We start from the raw sequence: 17,782 nt of genomic DNA, 5'->3' as shown, positions 1-17,782 counted from the left end.
CAACTAACAGGGTTTAGGAATTGTCCAATACCGCTTCTTTTGCTGCTAACAATTTGGAGGTCAGCTCCTCCAAGGTAGTAGGTGAAGTTTCTGGATTAGATTCTAATGATTCCAAGGCCATCTCCAAATATTCTATGGCGGTAGAATAATCCCCACAAGCTAACAGGCATTCTCCAAGTGCTTGTTGGCTTTGGGCTATCTGGGGATGGCCTTTAGGATACCCTTCTTCCCTGATTTTTAACGCTTCTAAAAAGTAGTTTTTTGCCAGTTCATAATTTTTCTCCTGCATTTTTATCTTTCCTAATCCATTTAATGGGGAGGCTATTCTCGGATCTCCTTCCGGTAATAATTCTAGATAATGGTCATGAGATAACTGATAATTAATCGCTGCCTGATCATATATCCCCGCTTCAAATTGTGCCGTTCCAAGACTTCCTGTAAGAGCCCAAAAATAATAATGGTTTTTCCCTACCAATGAGTCTGTGATAATCAATGTCTTATTATAAATAGGAATAGCATCCAAAGGTGACCCCATTCTTACCAGGGTCCGTGCATAATTAGCCATGCTTGCCATGGTTTCCACATGAAATTCACCCAATATGGATTGACGCTGCTCTAGGGACTTTTCAATATAACCCAGGGCAATGGAATCTTGACCCATGGATTGGTATAAGCTACCCAGGTGATTATAGGTGTAAGCAATTTCCAAATGTGGTTCATCAAACAACTCTTTTTTCATTTCAAGGGCTTGCAAAAGATAGTTCTCAGCTTTTGCGTAGTCTCCTTTTTCCCTAGCATTTGCTCCTATCATATGTAATTCAAAAGCCAATTCCACATGGGGCGCTACATATTCCTTTTTACTAATATCAAAAGCAGCTTGATAGGCAGAATCAGCTCGCTCAAATTCTCCAAAATCATACAATACATTCCCTAACTCCACTAAGGCATTTGACATATAGATACTTCGCAAATCACCGGCTTTTTTGAGCCTAGCAATCGCTTTCTCTGCGTATACCAAAGCTGAATCATAAACCCCTTTGACATAATACATGGCTGCCATTTGGGTTTCATTATCCGAAAGGGTTTCTGGGGAAATACCCGGCAAACTTAGGTTGATCTCCAAGGCTTTCTTAGACAACTCCTCCCCTTTTTGATAATTCCCTAAGTTCAAAAAAATGGGAGCCAAACGAGAAATCATGGAAGCATACAATTCAGGTTCATCCCCCAAATTTTTCTCCAGATTCTCATAGCCTTGGTTCAATAATTGAATGGCTGTGATGGTATCAGCTCCTCCAACATTTGGATCGGCTGCCATAAATACATCCGAAAGAAGGTCTGTGATTTGATTGGCTCTTTTTGCTTCAGATTGTGCCAAATTTCTTTCTTGACTCAACCGTATCGTATAAAAAATACCACTACTGATTAATAGCAAGGCAGCAACACCAATGGATACTACTGTATTTCTATTCCTTTTTAAATACTTCCCAGTTGCATAATTCCAACTTTTAGTTCGGGAGGAAATGGGGTAATCATATAAAAACGCCTGAAGGTCCCGATTCATCACTTCCACCGAAGAAAACCTGTCATCGGGAATAAGTTGTGTTGCCTTTTCATAAATGGAGTGAAGGTCAGAAATAAACCATCTTTTGGTATCCTGACCAGCATCAAAAAGTGCTGAATTACCTTCTAGCTTGGCGGCTTTCAAAGCGACTGGATCTTGGAAAAATTTTTGATAGGGGTGAATCCCACAGACAATTTCAAATAGGATCATCCCCAAAGAATAAATATCCGAGCTAACTCCAGCATTCTTCTTTTGAATCTGTTCTGGAGATGCATAAGCAAGCGTAAAACTACTTGCTGTCTCTTCTGAATCCTCCACTATTCTGGAAACTCCAAAATCCAACAACTTCACTTGACCTTCCTCATTCACTATGATATTTTGAGGCTTCAAGTCCAAATGAACAATCAGGTTTTGATGTGCATATTGAACAGCTTTGCAGACTTGTAAAAACAGTTCCAATCTGCCTCTTAGACTCAATTTCTTTTCATCAATATATTCCAATAAGGATTTACCAGACACATATTCCATGGTGAAAAAAGGACGTTCTGAATCTGTAAATCCCCCATCATAAAGCCTTGCAATGTTTGGGTGATTGAGTCTGGCAAGAATCTGTCGTTCTTTTTGAAAAAACTCTCTCATTCCTGAATCCATAATCAGCGGCTTCAGGATTTTGATCGCTACCGTCTGATCAAATTGCCCATCATTTCTTTTTGCCAAAAAAACCGAACCCATAGCCCCAGTTCCTATGATCGAATCAATACGAAACGCCCCCACATTTTCACCAATTAGGTCTTGGTCATCGTCTAATTTGGAGAATATCTTCTGTGGTGACTCTGCAAAAATTCGATGGCTGGATTGATCAGAGTCAAGCAACGCCAAAAGTAGCGAATGCAGCTCCTCATCCTCTAGTAAAATGGTGGACAACAATTTTCTTTTCTCCTCTACAGTCGAATCCGTCAACTGATGAAAAAGTCTTTCTACTTCCTCCCACTTTCCCTTCATCATGGTCAAAAAAGTTTAATTCTTCAATTCATTGCTTAACCAAGCTTTTGCTAGCCTCCAGTCTCTTCTCACCGTATCAATAGAAACTCCCATCATATCGGCTATTTCCTCATGCTTATATCCACCAAAAAAGTGAAATTCAACCACCCGACAATGCCGATGATTTATAGATTTTAATCTAGTCAATGCCTCATTGAGATGAAGTACCTCTTCAGGGGTTGTAATTACAGGGTTTGATATGGCCCCATAGGTCAATTGGATTTGATCTCCTCCCCTTTTTAGCCGCTGTTTTTGTCTTGCATAATCGACTAAAAACCTACGCATAACGATCGCTGCAATTGCTAAAAAATGCCCTTTATCCTGAAAACCATTTTCATGATTTTCCATTTTTAAATAGGCCTCATGCACCAATGCAGAAGTATCCAATGTATAGGCATGATGTTCAAACCTCAATTTATTATGGGCCAATTTGCTAAGCTCTTCATAACAACTCAGGAATTGATTTTTAATTAGTGTGTATTGCCCTTTTGGAGCAATAGAGCTGGAAGACTGCATAATCAATTACAAAATACTCGGTATGAATTATAAAAATACAGCTCTAAAATAAGCTATAGACCGAAAAGCTCCTAATCCTAAAGCCATATTATCCAGCGTTTTACCTGGCAAAACCCGTATCCCCCCAGATTTTAAAGTTACCAATTAGCAAATGCTTCTTTCATTTAGCCTTCTATTTATCTATTTTCAAATCCAAGCTGATACCTTATGAAAAAATTACTACTCCTTGCTGTATCCCTTATTTGCTTTCAAAGTTTTGCCCAAGAATTAAAGAAAGCAGCGCTCGAAGATTTAACGGAGCAAAATTGGCAACATGGATTATCCTTATTGCAAGAAATTGTCAGTATGCCCAACGATGCATTTTATCCTGAGCAAATTGAGAGAAACATTGCATGGAGTGAAAAGCAGTTTGGAGAAAGAGGCTGGACTACCGAACGACTTGCCACTGATGGAATTCCATTGCTATTGGTTGGAAAAAGATCTCCAGGAGCTACCAAAACCATTCTGTTTTATTTTCATATGGATGGACAGGCGGTAGATAGAAGCAAATGGAATCAAGAGGATCCCTACTCTCCTGTGCTTAAATCTCAAAACGCTCATGGAGATTGGGAAATTATCCCCACTTCCAAACTTCAACATGAGTATGATCCAAATTGGAGAATATTTGCCCGATCCACTTCGGATGACAAAGGACCTGTAGCCATGTTTCTTACCGCTTGGGATGGGTTGGCAAAAGAAAATATTGCGCCTGATTATAATGTAAAAATCATTTTGGACTTTGAAGAGGAACAAGGATCCCCAAAACTACCTGGAGCCGTTCTAACATATAAAGAGAAATTAGCGGCGGATATGATGTTGATTTTAGATGGCCCAAGGCATACCAGCAATGAGCCTACATTGAGTTTTGGTGCGAGAGGTATTTCCGATTTGACTTTGACTACCTATGGACCCAAATTTCCTCAACACAGTGGTCATTATGGGAATTATGCACCGAATCCAGCCTTACTGCTTTCCCAATTATTAGCTTCGATGAAAGATGAAAACGGAAGAGTGTTGATCCCAGGCTATTACGATGGAATTGAATTGACAGCTGAAGAAAAAGAAATTCTATCGAAAGTCCCAGATGATGAAGAAGCCATCCAAAAAAAGCTAGGAATAGGAAGAACTGACAACGTAGGACAAACTTATCAAGAAAGTATCCAATACCCTTCGCTAAATATCAGAGGATTAGCATCTGCATGGGTGGGAAACGAAGCTAGGACCATTGTTCCAGCAACTGCCGTCGCTGAGATTGACATTAGATTGGTTCCAGAATCAGATCCAGAGCGATTGTTTGGATTGATTAAAAAACACATCGAGGAACAAGGCTTCCATATCGTAACCAAAGATCCCAGTGATGAGGAAAGAATGAACTACCCAAAAATTGTCAAAGTTGATTTTTCCATTTCCTATCAGGCATTCAGAACTCCTTTGGACTCCGAAGCAGGGCAATGGCTCCGGGCTTCTTTGAATCGGGCATTTGGAAAAGATCCTGTTCAGATACGGATTTCTGGGGGATCCATCCCAATTTCTCCTTTTGTGGATGCGTTAGGAATTCCTGCTGTGACCATTCCCACGGTGAACGCTGACAACAACCAGCACAGTCCAAATGAAAATATCCGCTTAGGAAATTATAAAGAAGGAATCACTACCATCATGGCAATCCTAACCGAAAAAACTATAGACACGCTTCCCAAAAAATAAAGATCTATGTTCTTCAATGAATAACATTGAAAATGGGACAACTGTTATGATCATGAAATATAATCCTGAGGCTTCACACAAGAGTAATTTTATGCCACCCTTTAGGCGATCATTTACTCCAAAAAATTAAGAGACACCCTAGGTTCCTTACCGGTACTATATCAACTCAATTCTTTTTAAAGCTGTACAAATAAGGGGCTTTGTGAGAGCCTCCAGTGTATAGTTTATCATGCCTTTGCAAGATGCCAAGACTCAACATTTTGCGTTGGAAATTCGCTCTATTCAATTCTTCACCCAGAATAGCTTCATAGACCTGTTGGAGCTCTTTCATCGTGAATTTATCTGGCAACAGATTAAAGCTCAGCAACTTGTGATCTAAATGAATTCTCAAGTGCTCTAAGGCCTTTTCCACCAACTCCCGATGGTCCATCATCAATTCTGGTAATTGATCATAATCATACCAGTCTATGGAATCAGAAAGGGCATCTGGAGTTGGTATAACGCTTTCATAATTGATCAAGGCATAATAACCGACTGTGATAAATCTTCCCAACATCCAATGGTCCTCGACCTGATGACCTTGCTCCTCCAAAATTCTTCGCATGATTTCAGGCTTGAACCTTTGCATAGAGCCAAAGGTATGGAACTGTTCCAGGTAAATTTTATCTAAGCCAGTTCGCTCAGAAAGCCCTCTTTTTACAGCATCATCCAAAGGTTCATCCATTTTAACAAATCCTCCTGGAAGCGCATAGGTCTTCATATTATGGTATTCCAGAATTAGGATTTTCAGCTTTTCCCCTGAAAAGCCAAAAATGACGGAATCATAAGAAATGTGAGGGATGTATTCGTTGGTGGGTAATGACATGGGTTTTCTTTGAAAATCTAGGTTATCTATTGGATTTGTAAAAATAAGGAATTACTATTGTTTCACAACGATACAATAAACTCAATCCTATGAAATCTGCTTTCAAACTAGTTCAGATTTTTACGCTGGCACTTTTGGTTACTATTCCTTTCCAACTGAAAGCCCAAAACCTAAATGCATTTGCTGTGCAAACTAAAATAAAAAACGGAATTATAGAAGGGTCTTTTGATACCAAATCAGGGATTCAAAAATTCTTTGGTATTCCTTTCGCAAAACCACCGGTAGGCGAACTTCGATGGAAAGCCCCTCAGCCATTTGACAATTGGTCAGGAATTAAAAAAACCACCCAATTTGGACCCAGGGCAGTACAAGCTCCTGTATTTGGAGACATGGATTTTAAATCCGATGGTTTAAGCGAAGACTGTTTATACCTGAATGTTTGGACACCTGCTGACAGAAACACCAAAAACCTCCCCGTACTGGTTTATTTCTATGGAGGAGGCTATGTGGCTGGAGATGGCTCTGAACCTAGATACAATGGAGAAGCCATGGCTCAGAAAGGAATTGTAGTAGTCACTGTCAACTACCGATTGAACGTATTTGGCTTTTTGGCACATCCGGAACTAAGTGCTGAATCTCCTTACCAAGCATCCGGAAATTATGGACTCCTCGACCAAATGGCTTCTTTGAAATGGGTTCAGGAAAATATCGAAGCATTCGGAGGGGATCCTAATCAAGTAACAATAGCAGGTGAATCTGCTGGATCTATCTCTGTAAGTTATCAAATGGCCTCCCCCCTTTCCAAAGATTTAATCGCTGGAGCCATTGGAGAAAGCGGAGCAGGAATTAATCCTACTTTGGCACCTGTAAGTTTAGCAGAAGCAGAACAAACTGGAGTTGAATTTGCTTCCAAAGCGGGGTACCAAAGCTTGGATGAATTACGAAATTTATCTACAAAAGAAGTGTATGAAATCTACAATGAATCCCAAAGATTTGGGTTCCCTGTAGTGCTTGACGGATATTTTTTACCTAAGACTTTACCAGAAATATTTGAAGCTCAAGAACAGGCAATGGTTCCTTTGCTTGCCGGGTGGAACTCAGCAGAAATCCCCGGAATGGCTTTTATGCAAGGGAAACCCTATACCCCTGAAGCCTTTATTGATGTGGTAAAGCAAACTTACCCAACTGACCATGAAGAGGTCTTGAGGCTTCATCCGCATGGCGATATGAAAGAAGTGGAATGGTCGGCTACACACTTGGCAGCAGATCGGTTTATTGCCTACAGCACCTGGAAATGGTTAGATCTACATGCGAAAAACTCAAACCAACCGGTTTACAGGTATTTGTATAGCAAACTTCGTCCACCTCTTAAGGATGCTAATTTATCTCCTGGACTTGCCGGAGGAACAATCGAAGGGGGACCTAAGATGCCGGAACCCATCGGTGCTCCCCATGCCTGTGAGATTGAATATGCGATGGGTAACCTTCACTTGGTAGATGCCTATGCTTGGACAGCAGAGGATTACCAAGTATCTAAAACAATGATGGAATATTTTGCCAATTTCATTAAAACTGGAAATCCCAATGGAGAGGGACTTCCCACTTGGGATGTGGTAGTAGGTTCGGATGAAACACCTGCCAGTATGATCATTGACGTGGAGAGTAAGCAAATAGAAGCACAAGATCAGGCGCGATATAAATTTCACGATAAATACTACGGAAACATTAACGATTAATCTATTCCCGTTTCCGAGTTGGGGAGTCCTAAAGACTCCCCTTTTATTTTTTTAAAATCCTACCTTATTCCCTGCAATGACCATTTTGAGCGTTCCATAATCATATTTCCCATCAAAAAATGCTCTCAAATCACTCATGCTCTTTTGCTTTTCCAATTGGTCCCTGATTTCAGCTATGACATCTTGAGTTAGGCAATCTTCCAATTCTACCCTACCTGTTTCAATCCCATAAGCCAAATGACTTTTGATCGTAGATAGGGCTAATCCTCGTTCCTTAGAAATCTCCTGGATGGTTTTTCCTTCTTGAAAGAACTGGAAAGTCACTTCTTGAGAATCTCCTTTTTGTCTTTTGGGTTTTAAAGTCCCTTTCTTTTTTCGACCGGTTTTAGACTTTATATCTTTTATTTTATCTGCGGCATGCTCCTTGGCCATCAGGATAAATTGCCTTCTCAAGCTCAGCATCTCTTCTTCCAAATCCTCCATTCTTTCAGGAACACCTCCCATGGAAATCACTTCAATCAGTCTTCCTAGCTTACTGATTTCCAGGTATTTTCTTAACAAACTCTCCTCCACCGCCTCCAGGCCTTCCAAATACTTTTTAGTTCTGGAAAATTGCTCAGCCATTCCCATCTGAGAAATAATTTTTTTCAAGGAATTAGCGATTAGGTTTCGGTAGTACTGACCTCCTTTTGAAATTCTTTCCTGGAGCTTTCCTGATTCTTTTTCCTGAAGTAAAAAGAGAAGCTGTCTCCTAAACTTTTCCGTATTTCCTACCTCTTTGGAAATGGTTTCAAAAACCTCGGGAATAGTTACTTGCATTTCAACATCCTCAAACTCCATACTGCTGTTTTGCTCTTTTTGGAAGCTTTCTAATTCCCTCAAAACAGGCACAAAATCAAAAGTTTGATCCACCAAACTCACCAGGTAACGATATTGGTGCTGAAGCAACAAACCTGATAAGTCAGATTGATTTCCGGCACTTTGAGAAAAATTGACAACCTGGTGATCAGAATACACCAAGTTTGATTGGATTTTACTTCTTAACACCAAGCCTTCCAAGCTTCTTAGCCTGGATAGTGCCACATAAACCTGTCCAGGTGCAAAAGCTCTTCCTACATCAATGATAGCCTTGTCAAAGGTTAAGCCTTGGCTCTTATGAACAGTCACCGCCCAGGCCAATTTGATTGGGTATTGAGCGAATGTTCCCACCACCTCATCTTCCAATTCCTTGGTATCCGGATTGACCAGGTACTTTTTATTTTCCCATACTTCTTTCCTCAAGGTGTATTCCTCATGGGTATCCTGCATTTCGACCAAAATCTCATTCTTTTTGAGATGTAGCACTTTGGCGATTTTACCATTGAAGTAGGATGCATTTCCAGAGCTGTCATTTTTCACAAACATGATCTGAGCTCCTTCCCTTAATTCAAGTTTTTGTGGAAGCGGAAATAAAGATTCAGGGAAATCACCTTCCAGATCCGCCTCATAAAAACTGGAGGAACCGCTCAGATTCCCCATCTCTTTTTGATTGATTTGATCCGCCTTGTAATTGTGGGTTGTGATGGTGATGTAATCCTCTAATTCACCGATTTCTTCCGCTGTTTTATAATGTTTATTCAAAAGCTGAATATCTTCATGGGTCACCTGATTATCCCGTAAGTGGTTGAGCACATTAATAAACTGATCATCTTGTTGACGGAAAATCTTATCCAGTTCCAGGTAAACCATCCCTGAATTCTGCAAGGCTTTAGCCTCAAAAAAATGCATGCTATTATAAAATCGATTGAGCACTTGCCATTCCTCATCTTTGACGATAGGAGGCAGTTGAAACAAGTCTCCGATCATTAATATCTGGACTCCTCCAAAAGGCTCTTTAAAATTCCTTTTGACACTTTTCATCCTGTAATCGATGGCATCTAAGACATCTGCTCGAAGCATACTGACTTCATCGATCACCAATAGTTCCACTGCTTTTAATACACTTTTTCGGAGCTGATTCAAAGGATGTCTTCTCCCTAAGGTATGCTGGGTATAGAATCCATATTGATCTGTAAAATTTCCCTCAGGTTCTCTCACAGGCAAAAAACTTCCTAAGGGAAGCAAAAATTGTGAATGAATGGTCACTCCTTTGGCATGTAATGCAGCTATACCAGTTGGAGCCAAGATTACATGCCTTTTATGGGTACGCTTCGCCAGATCTCGTAAAAATGTGGTTTTCCCAGTTCCTGCCTTCCCTGTCAAGAATATCGGTGCATTGGTATTATTGACAAATTTTGCAGCAAACTCAAGTTTATCAGTGGACTGACTATTCATATAACTAAAATAATAAAAATGATGATTGGTGAAATAAGCCCGATTTTCTCTTTCTTCAAAATTTCCTTTTTAATTTCAGCTCACAATCTTTCAAGCAATGTATATACATCCTATTAATCGTTGGGAAAACGAGGAGGAAATAACCAACCTAATCCAGCAGAATCCCTTTGCTACCATGGTATCCAAAGTAGATGGAAGACCATGGGCAACCCACCTCCCATTACTTTTAAGCAAAGACAAAAATGGAGATGCGGTCTTATCTGGACATGTGGCAAAAGCCAATCAACAATGGAAGCATTTGGGGGAAGAGGAAGTATTGGTTCTATTCCAAGGTCCACATGCCTACATTTCCTCATCCTGGTACAATCACGAAAATGTACCTACTTGGAATTATTTGGCAGTACACATCTATGGGAATATCCGGATTATTGAAGGGGATGAGTTAATGGAACACCTCAAATCTCTCGTCCATACTTTTGAGGCAGGAAGACCACATGCAGTCACAGTGGAAGGTATGAGCGAAAAATATCTCAACAGCCAATTGAAAGGTTTAATTGGAGTGGAAATAAAAATCAATGAGGTACAAGCAAGTGCTAAACTATCTCAAAATAGAGATGAAACCAATTACCAAAATATCATTACCCACCTAGAACATAGTCCGTATCCGTTAGACCAGGAGGTTGCAAAAGAGATGGTCAAGAGAAAGAAAAAATAACAGGAATTCTTTTCCCTTATTGAGTCTTTAACCCACACTATTTTCATTATATATCACAAAAATCCGCTCTATTAAGTATTTAGGGAGATGGCATGGTACTGGCTGATAGCTTTGTATAACAATTTAAGTTTCACTAAACCAACTTAACCATGAATACCGATTATCATTTCCCAATTAGTAGCTCTACTACCTGTCACTGCACCATTAAAACTGCAAGAGATGAGAAAGTAGGGAAAATCAAAGATTTAATGATTGACACAGAAACCGGAGAAGTAGTGTATGCTGTATTGGCAATTGACGAAGGCTTCCTAAATATGGGAACCAAACTTCTCGCTTTGCCATGGCAGGCATTTCATTTTCATACCCAACAACATGATGTCATCATTGTAAATGTAGATAAAGAAAAACTTGAAAAGGCTCCCGGGTTTGACGAGGACAATTGGCCTTCAGGTCCACAGCATGAATTCATTGATGATATTCATACGTATTATGGCTTCGAAAGAAGACTGATTAAGGCATAATAAAAACAGAAAAAGGAGGCTACCATATAACATATACAAAGTGGTGGCCTTTTTATTTTTTCCTCCCACCTATGAATGTTCTGGCGATGCCGACTGGAACTATTTCCATCAATCCCTCCTTGGAGGATTCCCATATCAAATTAAAAGGGCCTCTGTACACGTTTCTACTGGTACTATATCTGGCTGTTTTGTAATTAGTAGAGTTAGGAATATTTTCCTTTGAAGTAAATAAGTTGGCAGCTGAGTTTATCAGAGTATTTAAGCCTTTTTTGGAATCATCGTCAGGAATCATTTCCAACTTCAACTCCCTATAGTCAAAAGCAAGCGTATTTCTGGATGAATATTTCTGGGCATCCATGGTTAATCTTAACCCTAAAAGAATTCCCGAATCAACTCTGAATTTACCCATTTTGGCAAATAGTTCATTGATAGCGGGTAAGTTGAATCCGCTAATGGTTGCCTCTAATTGAAACACGTCATTTCCATAGGGAACCTGAATATCCATTTCCACATCAGCATGCCCTCTTAACTTAGCCCTGGAATTCAACGTCATGGTTTTACCTTGCTGTAATGAATCGGTAGTCAGCACGTTGTATAGTTCGGCTGAAACATTTTCAAAAGACAAATCAGCCGGTTGGGTATTCCCCTCCCCGATTTCTTGATAAGAGATCTTCGAGTTTTGAATTCTGATCGTATCTAGTCTCAAAGGAAAGGGAATCTTCTCAATGATCCCCTCAAACATTGGCTTAACGGGTTCAGATGGCCTGGGCTTGTTCTTATCCCTAAGATCAATGAGTTCCAGACTGTCAATCGTCGCCAGCCCGGCTATCAGAGACAAATCCCCATAAATACTGCTCTGGGTATCAATATGGATCAGTTTGAATTCTTTTACACCAAATTCAATCAAATCCATTTGGTGCTCCGATTGTTTCAAAGCAGCAAGTATTCCCTTTTTATAAGTGAAACCAATTCCCTTAAAGGTCATCTCTTTTTCCTGAGAATTATAATTCAGCTCCTCCACCTTTAATTGTTGATTGGAGTTTACTGCATATTCTATGTTCTTGAGATTGGCTTCCAGACTTTCCAATCGAAAGGGAATGTCTTCTTTGATCAGGGCAGAATCAGTTTTGAGCCCATGAATATTTAAATTTAAATCCGTGAATTGCCCAATTCTTACCAGGCTATCCAGGTCCGTAAAAAATTCAGCTGTACCGTTTACCAGAATAACATCTTTGATTTCTCCCCTGGAAATAATGTCTTGAAACAAAAGTTGAAATGCCATAGAACTCTCTTGTGCATTTCCCTTTTTGTTTTTTTGAATCAATCGCAAGGAAGGCTCCACGATTTTCAATTCATTAATTTCAAGCTTTCTCTCCACTATTATTTTTAACAAGTCCAATCCTGACATGGATATATCTCGAAATGAACCATTCACTTTCGTATTTACGGAATCATTTAACGGTACCAGCCTTATCGCATGAAGGTCAACTTTGCGTTGCAATAAATGGATATTGATCTCCTCAAAAATCAAATCGTAATCCCTATCCTTTTGCTCATTGAGGATTTCGGGAATTCTCTGGGAAAGCCAATTTTCCAAAAAATGTGTCCCTGCTATACTTAGCACAACTAGCAAAATAAGTGCTATCCCGAGTTTTTTCATCTAACTAACTTTATCCTGAATATAGTTGATTCTACAGGATATTTCCCCTATTGAATTCAATCAATTGAGGAATTCAATAGCAAGCCCCAATTATTTTCAAAGCCTCCTCTCAACTAGAATGAAATTCGATGAAAAATCAATTTCATCCTTTAAAATCAACCTTTCACCAAGGAAACTGGAGAAGTTGATGTATTCCTTTTTACCTTTCAATTGAAAACCCAACCCTATTTGAATTAATGAAAACTTTTTTCTTTGTGCTTTCTTTTTGCCTGCTAAGCAGTGGTCTTGTTGCTCAGGACAAAAATGAACTAGTAAAAATTCTAACCTACAATATTTACCATGGTGAAAACCCTTTTAATCCAGGGCAATCTAACCTGGATGAAATTGCGGCATTGATCAAAGAACTTAACCCAGATATGGTAGCCATGCAGGAAGTGGACAGTATGACTACCCGAACGGCAAAAGTTTATGGCACGAAAGTAGATTTAGTACAGCAACTGGCGGAGCTAACTGGGTACCATGGCTATTTTGCAAAAGCAATGGATTTTGCAGAAGGGGGCTATGGAGAGGGCTTGCTGATTAAAAATCCGGCTACTTTTGAAACTCAAAACTTGTCCATACCAGAAGGGGGCGAACCCAGAGCTGCGGCATGGGCTACCATCACCTTGGACTCCGGGACTAAAATCGCTTTTGCCGGCACCCACTTATGCCACCAATTTGAAAAAAACAGAATTGCCCAAGTTTCGGAAGTGAGCAAAAAAGCTAAAAAAGAAAGCCTACCAACAATTTGGGCAGGAGATTTAAATTTCACACCTACTTCCGAAGAATATCGAAGTATCAAAGGAAATTGGAAAGACGCGGGTGCATTGCCTACCCCCTATTCTCCCACCTATGGATCCATGGAAGATGGAGCGAGAATAGACTATGTATGGTATGACTCGAGCAAATTTTCACTTTTATCCTACGAGGTATTGAATGTTCCTCATTCGGATCATTATCCAGTACTTGTCACATTACAACTGAAATAATATGAAAAAATCTATCAGCTTGGCACTGAGTTGCCTTACTCTTTTTGCCTGTAGTTCAGGCAACCAATCTTCAGTGGAAGAAGAAACTCCAAAACTTGAGTGGAGAGAGTTATTCAATGGAAAAGACCTGGACAATTGGATGATCAAAATCAGCAAACATGAGTTGAATGATAACTTCGCCAACACATTTCGGGTAGAAGACGGAATGATGCAGGTGCGCTATGATGGATACGATCAATTCGACCGGCAATATGGCCATATCTTCTATGATGAATCTTTTTCCAATTATGTCCTTCAAGTCCAATACCGATTTGTGGGAGAGCAAGCAACTGGTGGAGAAGGTTGGGCATGGAGAAACAGTGGAGCAATGCTGCACGGACAGGATCCAAGAACCATGCTGGTAGACCAAGACTTCCCTATTTCAATAGAAGCTCAATTTTTGGGAGGGAATGGGACAGATGAACGAAGCACCTGTAATCTCTGTACTCCTGGAACCAATGTAGTTTTGGCAGATTCCCTTTTCACACCACATTGTATTAATTCCTCTTCAAAAACATATGCAGGAGACCAATGGGTAACGGCCAACTTTATTGTGTTGAACGATTCTGTCGTTCACCATATGGTAGGGATGGATACGGTTTTCAGTTACAATAAACCCCAAATCGGCGGAGGCAATGTCTCACCTGTTGACCCTGCGGTAAAAATTGATGGACAGATGATCAAAGAAGGTTACATTTCTCTTCAAAGTGAAAGTCATCCCATTGATTTCAGGAAAGTATCCATTGTAGAAATAGATGAGTTGATAGGAAAAGATGAGCAGTTAAATCAAGCCGTGATCAACCTACTTTCTGCTTCCAAAGAATAATTACCATCATAAATGACCCTAAAAAGACGTGACTTTATCAAGGCTGTTCCAGCTCTTGGTGCAGCGATAGGCCTTTCACATCAGGTAACAGGCCAATCCAATAGAATTCCCCTGGCATCCGACAGGAAAGCCTGGGTAGATTTATTATATAAAATATCCCATCCGGTTTTGGATGCCATGTCCCAAGGAAAGCTTACAGCATCCATGCCTGTGGAAGTCCCTAAGGATGCCTATGGAGACCGTGACACAGTCACTTACTTAGAAGCCATAGGAAGGCTGCTTGCTGGCCTGGCTCCTTGGTTAGCATTAGAGGATATCAGTGGTGAAGAAGCTCAATTACAACAGGAGTTGAGAGAAAAAGCCCTGCTGAGCATCAAACATGCAGTAGATCCGGGTTCTCCTGATTACATCAACTGGACCAAAGGTGCTCAGCCATTAGTAGATGGGGCATTTTTGGTGCATGGAATCATGCGGGCTCCAAATCAACTTTGGGAACCTTTGGAAGCGGAGACCAAGGCAAGGTTGATCAAGGAGCTTCATGCTCAAAAGCTGGCCATCAAGCCATTCTATAATAATTGGATTCTTTTTGGTGCCATGATTGATGCCTTTTTGTTTTCTGTAGGAGAACAAGGGGATTTGATGAGAATGGATTTCGCCATTAAAAAACACATGGAATGGTACCTTGGAGATGGTTGGTATGGAGATGGTCCTAATTTCCACTTAGACTATTACAACTCCTACGTCATACAACCCATGCTCATCCAAGTATTAGAAGTAGCTGCAACCAAACAAAAAGCCTACGAGGCTGATTTGAAAGAAGCTAAAATACGGATGCAGCGGTTTGGGAGACAACTGGAATTGATGATCTCTCCAGAAGGAACCTATCCTGCTATTGGAAGATCTATTTGTTACAGATCTGGCGCATTCCAACCTTTGGCAGAATTGGCCCTGAAGGAAATGCTTCCTGAAGAACTGAGCAACGGGCAGGTAAGAGCTGCTTTGACCCAAGTATATACCCGGCTTTTTTCGGCAAAGGGTACTTTTGATTCAAACAATTGGCTGCAATTGGGATTAGCAGGACACCAGCCAGGCCTTGCAGAGCCCTACATCAGCACAGGTAGTTTATACCTTTGTTCGCTTGGATTCCTACCCTTAGGACTTCCTGCAAGTCATCCTTTTTGGACAGACCCAGCAGAGGACTGGACCAATAAAAAGATTTGGAAAGGAGAGGATCAAAAGAGAGATCATGCAATCTAGCAACTGAACATGGAAGAGGTCCTAGTTCGACTCCACACCATAAGACAGGTTGTTCAATAGAAAAAATCACTTTTTTTCTTCGAACATTAAAGAAGCCCGATAAGTAATTATCGGGCTTTCAATTTTTATCCTCTCAATGTAATAGGAACAGGCTTGTTGGTTTTCCAACTACCTCCAGTAAAGTCAGGCACATCAATGGAGTTAGAACGATTGGCAACAGACCATTCACTCAATGGAGAAATGCTACTCCAAAGCGCTGCATCATACACATCCTGATCCAAAGGCAAACCATTTCTCAAGCAGTCAATCAATCTCCAGTCCATGATGAAATCCATTCCTCCATGACCTCCAACCTGCTTGGCCAACTCTCCTACTTTTTGTACAATTTCCGGAGTATATTTTGTTTCCAAATCCTTAAACTCCTCATCATTCAACCAACCATGCCCTCTTGATACTTTAGGGCTTGGATATTTCTGTGCATAGCCTTCGGTACCAGATATGACATGAAGTCTTGAATAAGGTCTTGGGCTGGTCACATCATGCTGAATCATGATGGTCTTTCCATTTTTTGTCTTCACTACCGAGGTATTCATATTCCCTCTATAGCTTTTGGTAGCAAAATCGGAGAAGAAATTATCCTGAGCAGCCAATTCTTCCGCTTTCTCTTTCATCATAAAATCATTGGATGAAACAGAAGTTAAATAATCCATCTGATCACCTCGATTGATATTCAGGATTTGGCAAATAGGGCCTAAACCATGGGTAGGATATAAATTTCCATCACGGTAATTTTCTTTCAATCTCCACATACCTTGGTATCCATTCTTATCGAAGTTAAGCGCAAGCAAATCATGGATATAGGCACCTTCTACGTGTAAAACCTCACCGAAGTACCCTTCTCTTGCCATTTTCAAGGTCATTAATTCAAAGAAGTCATAGCAACAGTTTTCTAATTGCATACAGTGCTTTTTGGTACGCTCAGAAGTCTCTACCAATTGCCAGCATTCATCTAAAGTTCTTGCAATAGGCACTTCACATGCCGCATGTTTGCCCGCTTCCATGGCATAAATAGCCATTGGAGTATGCCATTCCCAAGGTGTAGCTATGTAGATCAAATCCAAATCCGGACGATCAAACATTTCTTTCCAGGAATATACTTTCCCGGAATAACCATCTGGGTTATGGGATGTATCTTTTAATTGCTCTTTGGCCTTCTCCACTCTTTCTGGCATCAGGTCACAAAGGGCTTTGATCTCAACGCCTTCAATTTTACTCAAACGATTTACAGCACCAGGACCTCTCATTCCCAAACCTACAATCCCCACTCTTACAGTTTCAATTTTAGGAGCAGCATATCCAGACATATTGAATTTTTGGGCTCTTCCGGCATATTTTTGAATTTGTCCCGGCAGCTCATTGATGTTTGTCTCTGCAAAAGCAGATCCTGCCCCGATTAATCCTAAGCCTGCAAGACCAGAAGCTTTTAGGAACTCTCTTCGTTTGTTATTCTTCATGAATTGGTATTTTTTGGATTCAAATTTCAATAGTATGGTAAATATTGAAATTTTCAACTTTAAATTCTTTCAGACGGTGAATTTACACCATAAAAAAACCAGAATCTATTCATTCTGGCTTTAAAATTTTTAGTATTTATAAACAATCCTATTTTACCGAGTGGTGATGGCATGTTTTGATTCCAACGATAGCATACAAAGGGCAATAGCTAACAAGGCTAGTAATTGCGAATATCAATGCCACTACTAATGAAATAATACCTAATGTTCCTGAAACTATTCCAGAAAAGTATAGTAGCACTAAAACTGCCGCTACCACCAATCTAATTGCTCTATCGATTGTTCCCATGTTCTTTTTCATGATTTCCAAGGTTTGGTTGATGTAAAGGTTCCGTCGAAAAACTCTTTCAACACAATAAACCTAACCTATTTTCCCATAGAAATTCA

At 40.2% G+C, this 17,782-nt stretch carries 14 protein-coding genes; 7 read left to right on the top strand and 7 right to left on the bottom strand.

The window, feature by feature from the left end; genetic code table 11:
• Positions 1 to 13: 13 nt before the first annotated feature.
• Both BUR11_RS03285 and BUR11_RS03280 read right to left on the bottom strand, forming a co-directional pair.
• Positions 14 to 2,566 carry a serine/threonine-protein kinase gene (locus BUR11_RS03285; RefSeq protein ID WP_074223388.1) on the bottom strand — a complete coding sequence of 851 codons (2,553 nt, stop codon included), beginning with the start codon at positions 2,564 to 2,566 and terminating at the stop codon, positions 14 to 16.
• A 12-nt stretch (positions 2,567 to 2,578) separates the two neighbouring features.
• Positions 2,579 to 3,118 (bottom strand): ECF-type sigma factor, encoded by a 540-nt coding sequence (locus BUR11_RS03280; protein WP_074223387.1) that lies wholly within the window; start codon positions 3,116 to 3,118, stop codon positions 2,579 to 2,581.
• 207 nt (positions 3,119 to 3,325) lie between these two features.
• Between BUR11_RS03280 and BUR11_RS03275 the strand changes: the two genes are divergently transcribed.
• Entirely contained in the window at positions 3,326 to 4,861 is a 1,536-nt protein-coding gene (locus BUR11_RS03275) for a M20/M25/M40 family metallo-hydrolase (RefSeq protein ID WP_074223386.1), read from the top strand.
• 166 nt (positions 4,862 to 5,027) lie between these two features.
• On the opposite strand, the gene BUR11_RS03270 is transcribed toward BUR11_RS03275, so the two are convergent.
• Positions 5,028 to 5,726, bottom strand: a complete 699-nt coding sequence (locus tag BUR11_RS03270) for an NUDIX hydrolase (RefSeq protein ID WP_074223385.1) — start codon at positions 5,724 to 5,726, stop codon at positions 5,028 to 5,030.
• A gap of 89 nt (positions 5,727 to 5,815) precedes the next feature.
• Here BUR11_RS03270 and BUR11_RS03265 point away from each other — a divergent pair, with 89 nt between their 5' ends.
• The gene (locus BUR11_RS03265; protein WP_074223384.1) at positions 5,816 to 7,462 is read left to right on the top strand and encodes a carboxylesterase/lipase family protein; all 1,647 of its coding nucleotides are present in this window, start codon (positions 5,816 to 5,818) and stop codon (positions 7,460 to 7,462) included.
• A gap of 51 nt (positions 7,463 to 7,513) precedes the next feature.
• Here the strand turns inward: BUR11_RS03265 and BUR11_RS03260 are convergent, their stop codons facing one another.
• On the bottom strand, positions 7,514 to 9,775 hold the full coding sequence (locus BUR11_RS03260) for a helix-turn-helix domain-containing protein (protein WP_074223383.1): 2,262 nt from the start codon (positions 9,773 to 9,775) through the stop codon (positions 7,514 to 7,516).
• A gap of 97 nt (positions 9,776 to 9,872) precedes the next feature.
• Here BUR11_RS03260 and BUR11_RS03255 point away from each other — a divergent pair, with 97 nt between their 5' ends.
• The gene (locus tag BUR11_RS03255; protein ID WP_074223382.1) at positions 9,873 to 10,490 is read left to right on the top strand and encodes an FMN-binding negative transcriptional regulator; all 618 of its coding nucleotides are present in this window, start codon (positions 9,873 to 9,875) and stop codon (positions 10,488 to 10,490) included.
• A 149-nt stretch (positions 10,491 to 10,639) separates the two neighbouring features.
• Positions 10,640 to 11,011 (top strand): PRC-barrel domain-containing protein, encoded by a 372-nt coding sequence (locus BUR11_RS03250; protein ID WP_074223381.1) that lies wholly within the window; start codon positions 10,640 to 10,642, stop codon positions 11,009 to 11,011.
• A gap of 52 nt (positions 11,012 to 11,063) precedes the next feature.
• Here the strand turns inward: BUR11_RS03250 and BUR11_RS03245 are convergent, their stop codons facing one another.
• Positions 11,064 to 12,671 carry a DUF748 domain-containing protein gene (locus tag BUR11_RS03245; RefSeq protein WP_074223380.1) on the bottom strand — a complete coding sequence of 536 codons (1,608 nt, stop codon included), beginning with the start codon at positions 12,669 to 12,671 and terminating at the stop codon, positions 11,064 to 11,066.
• 236 nt (positions 12,672 to 12,907) lie between these two features.
• Here BUR11_RS03245 and BUR11_RS03235 point away from each other — a divergent pair, with 236 nt between their 5' ends.
• From BUR11_RS03235 to BUR11_RS03225, 3 genes are read left to right on the top strand one after another with little or no spacing between them, the layout of a single operon-like run.
• Positions 12,908 to 13,699: an endonuclease/exonuclease/phosphatase family protein gene (locus BUR11_RS03235; protein WP_074223378.1), complete on the top strand. Its 792-nt coding sequence runs from the start codon at positions 12,908 to 12,910 to the stop codon at positions 13,697 to 13,699.
• A 1-nt stretch (position 13,700) separates the two neighbouring features.
• Complete coding sequence (locus tag BUR11_RS03230) at positions 13,701 to 14,564, top strand: 3-keto-disaccharide hydrolase (RefSeq protein WP_074223377.1); 864 nt, start codon at positions 13,701 to 13,703, stop codon at positions 14,562 to 14,564.
• Positions 14,565 to 14,576: 12 nt separating this feature from the next.
• On the top strand, positions 14,577 to 15,821 hold the full coding sequence (locus tag BUR11_RS03225) for a DUF2264 domain-containing protein (protein ID WP_074223376.1): 1,245 nt from the start codon (positions 14,577 to 14,579) through the stop codon (positions 15,819 to 15,821).
• A gap of 125 nt (positions 15,822 to 15,946) precedes the next feature.
• On the opposite strand, the gene BUR11_RS03220 is transcribed toward BUR11_RS03225, so the two are convergent.
• Positions 15,947 to 17,335, bottom strand: coding sequence for a Gfo/Idh/MocA family protein (locus BUR11_RS03220; protein ID WP_074223375.1), 1,389 nt, complete (start codon positions 17,333 to 17,335; stop codon positions 15,947 to 15,949).
• A 148-nt stretch (positions 17,336 to 17,483) separates the two neighbouring features.
• Positions 17,484 to 17,696, bottom strand: a complete 213-nt coding sequence (locus tag BUR11_RS03215; protein WP_074223374.1) for a YgaP family membrane protein — start codon at positions 17,694 to 17,696, stop codon at positions 17,484 to 17,486.
• Positions 17,697 to 17,782: the final 86 nt, after the last annotated feature.

The sequence above is a fragment of the Algoriphagus halophilus genome, from assembly GCF_900129785.1.
Classification (GTDB): Bacteria; Bacteroidota; Bacteroidia; order Cytophagales; family Cyclobacteriaceae; genus Algoriphagus; species Algoriphagus halophilus.
Note: the sequence above shows the minus strand (reverse complement) of the source record. Positions and strands in the feature narration are given on the sequence as shown.

Coding starts and splice junctions, on each gene's coding strand:
- BUR11_RS03235 (WP_074223378.1), top strand. CDS start 12,908: ATGAAAACTTTTTTCTTTGTGCTTTCTTTTTGCCTGCTAAGCAGTGGT.
- BUR11_RS03255 (WP_074223382.1), top strand. CDS start 9,873: ATGTATATACATCCTATTAATCGTTGGGAAAACGAGGAGGAAATAACC.
- BUR11_RS03225 (WP_074223376.1), top strand. CDS start 14,577: ATGACCCTAAAAAGACGTGACTTTATCAAGGCTGTTCCAGCTCTTGGT.
- BUR11_RS03265 (WP_074223384.1), top strand. CDS start 5,816: ATGAAATCTGCTTTCAAACTAGTTCAGATTTTTACGCTGGCACTTTTG.
- BUR11_RS03220 (WP_074223375.1), bottom strand. CDS start 17,335: ATGAAGAATAACAAACGAAGAGAGTTCCTAAAAGCTTCTGGTCTTGCA.
- BUR11_RS03250 (WP_074223381.1), top strand. CDS start 10,640: ATGAATACCGATTATCATTTCCCAATTAGTAGCTCTACTACCTGTCAC.
- BUR11_RS03275 (WP_074223386.1), top strand. CDS start 3,326: ATGAAAAAATTACTACTCCTTGCTGTATCCCTTATTTGCTTTCAAAGT.
- BUR11_RS03215 (WP_074223374.1), bottom strand. CDS start 17,696: ATGAAAAAGAACATGGGAACAATCGATAGAGCAATTAGATTGGTGGTA.
- BUR11_RS03285 (WP_074223388.1), bottom strand. CDS start 2,566: ATGATGAAGGGAAAGTGGGAGGAAGTAGAAAGACTTTTTCATCAGTTG.
- BUR11_RS03270 (WP_074223385.1), bottom strand. CDS start 5,726: ATGTCATTACCCACCAACGAATACATCCCTCACATTTCTTATGATTCC.
- BUR11_RS03280 (WP_074223387.1), bottom strand. CDS start 3,118: ATGCAGTCTTCCAGCTCTATTGCTCCAAAAGGGCAATACACACTAATT.
- BUR11_RS03230 (WP_074223377.1), top strand. CDS start 13,701: ATGAAAAAATCTATCAGCTTGGCACTGAGTTGCCTTACTCTTTTTGCC.
- BUR11_RS03245 (WP_074223380.1), bottom strand. CDS start 12,671: ATGAAAAAACTCGGGATAGCACTTATTTTGCTAGTTGTGCTAAGTATA.
- BUR11_RS03260 (WP_074223383.1), bottom strand. CDS start 9,775: ATGAATAGTCAGTCCACTGATAAACTTGAGTTTGCTGCAAAATTTGTC.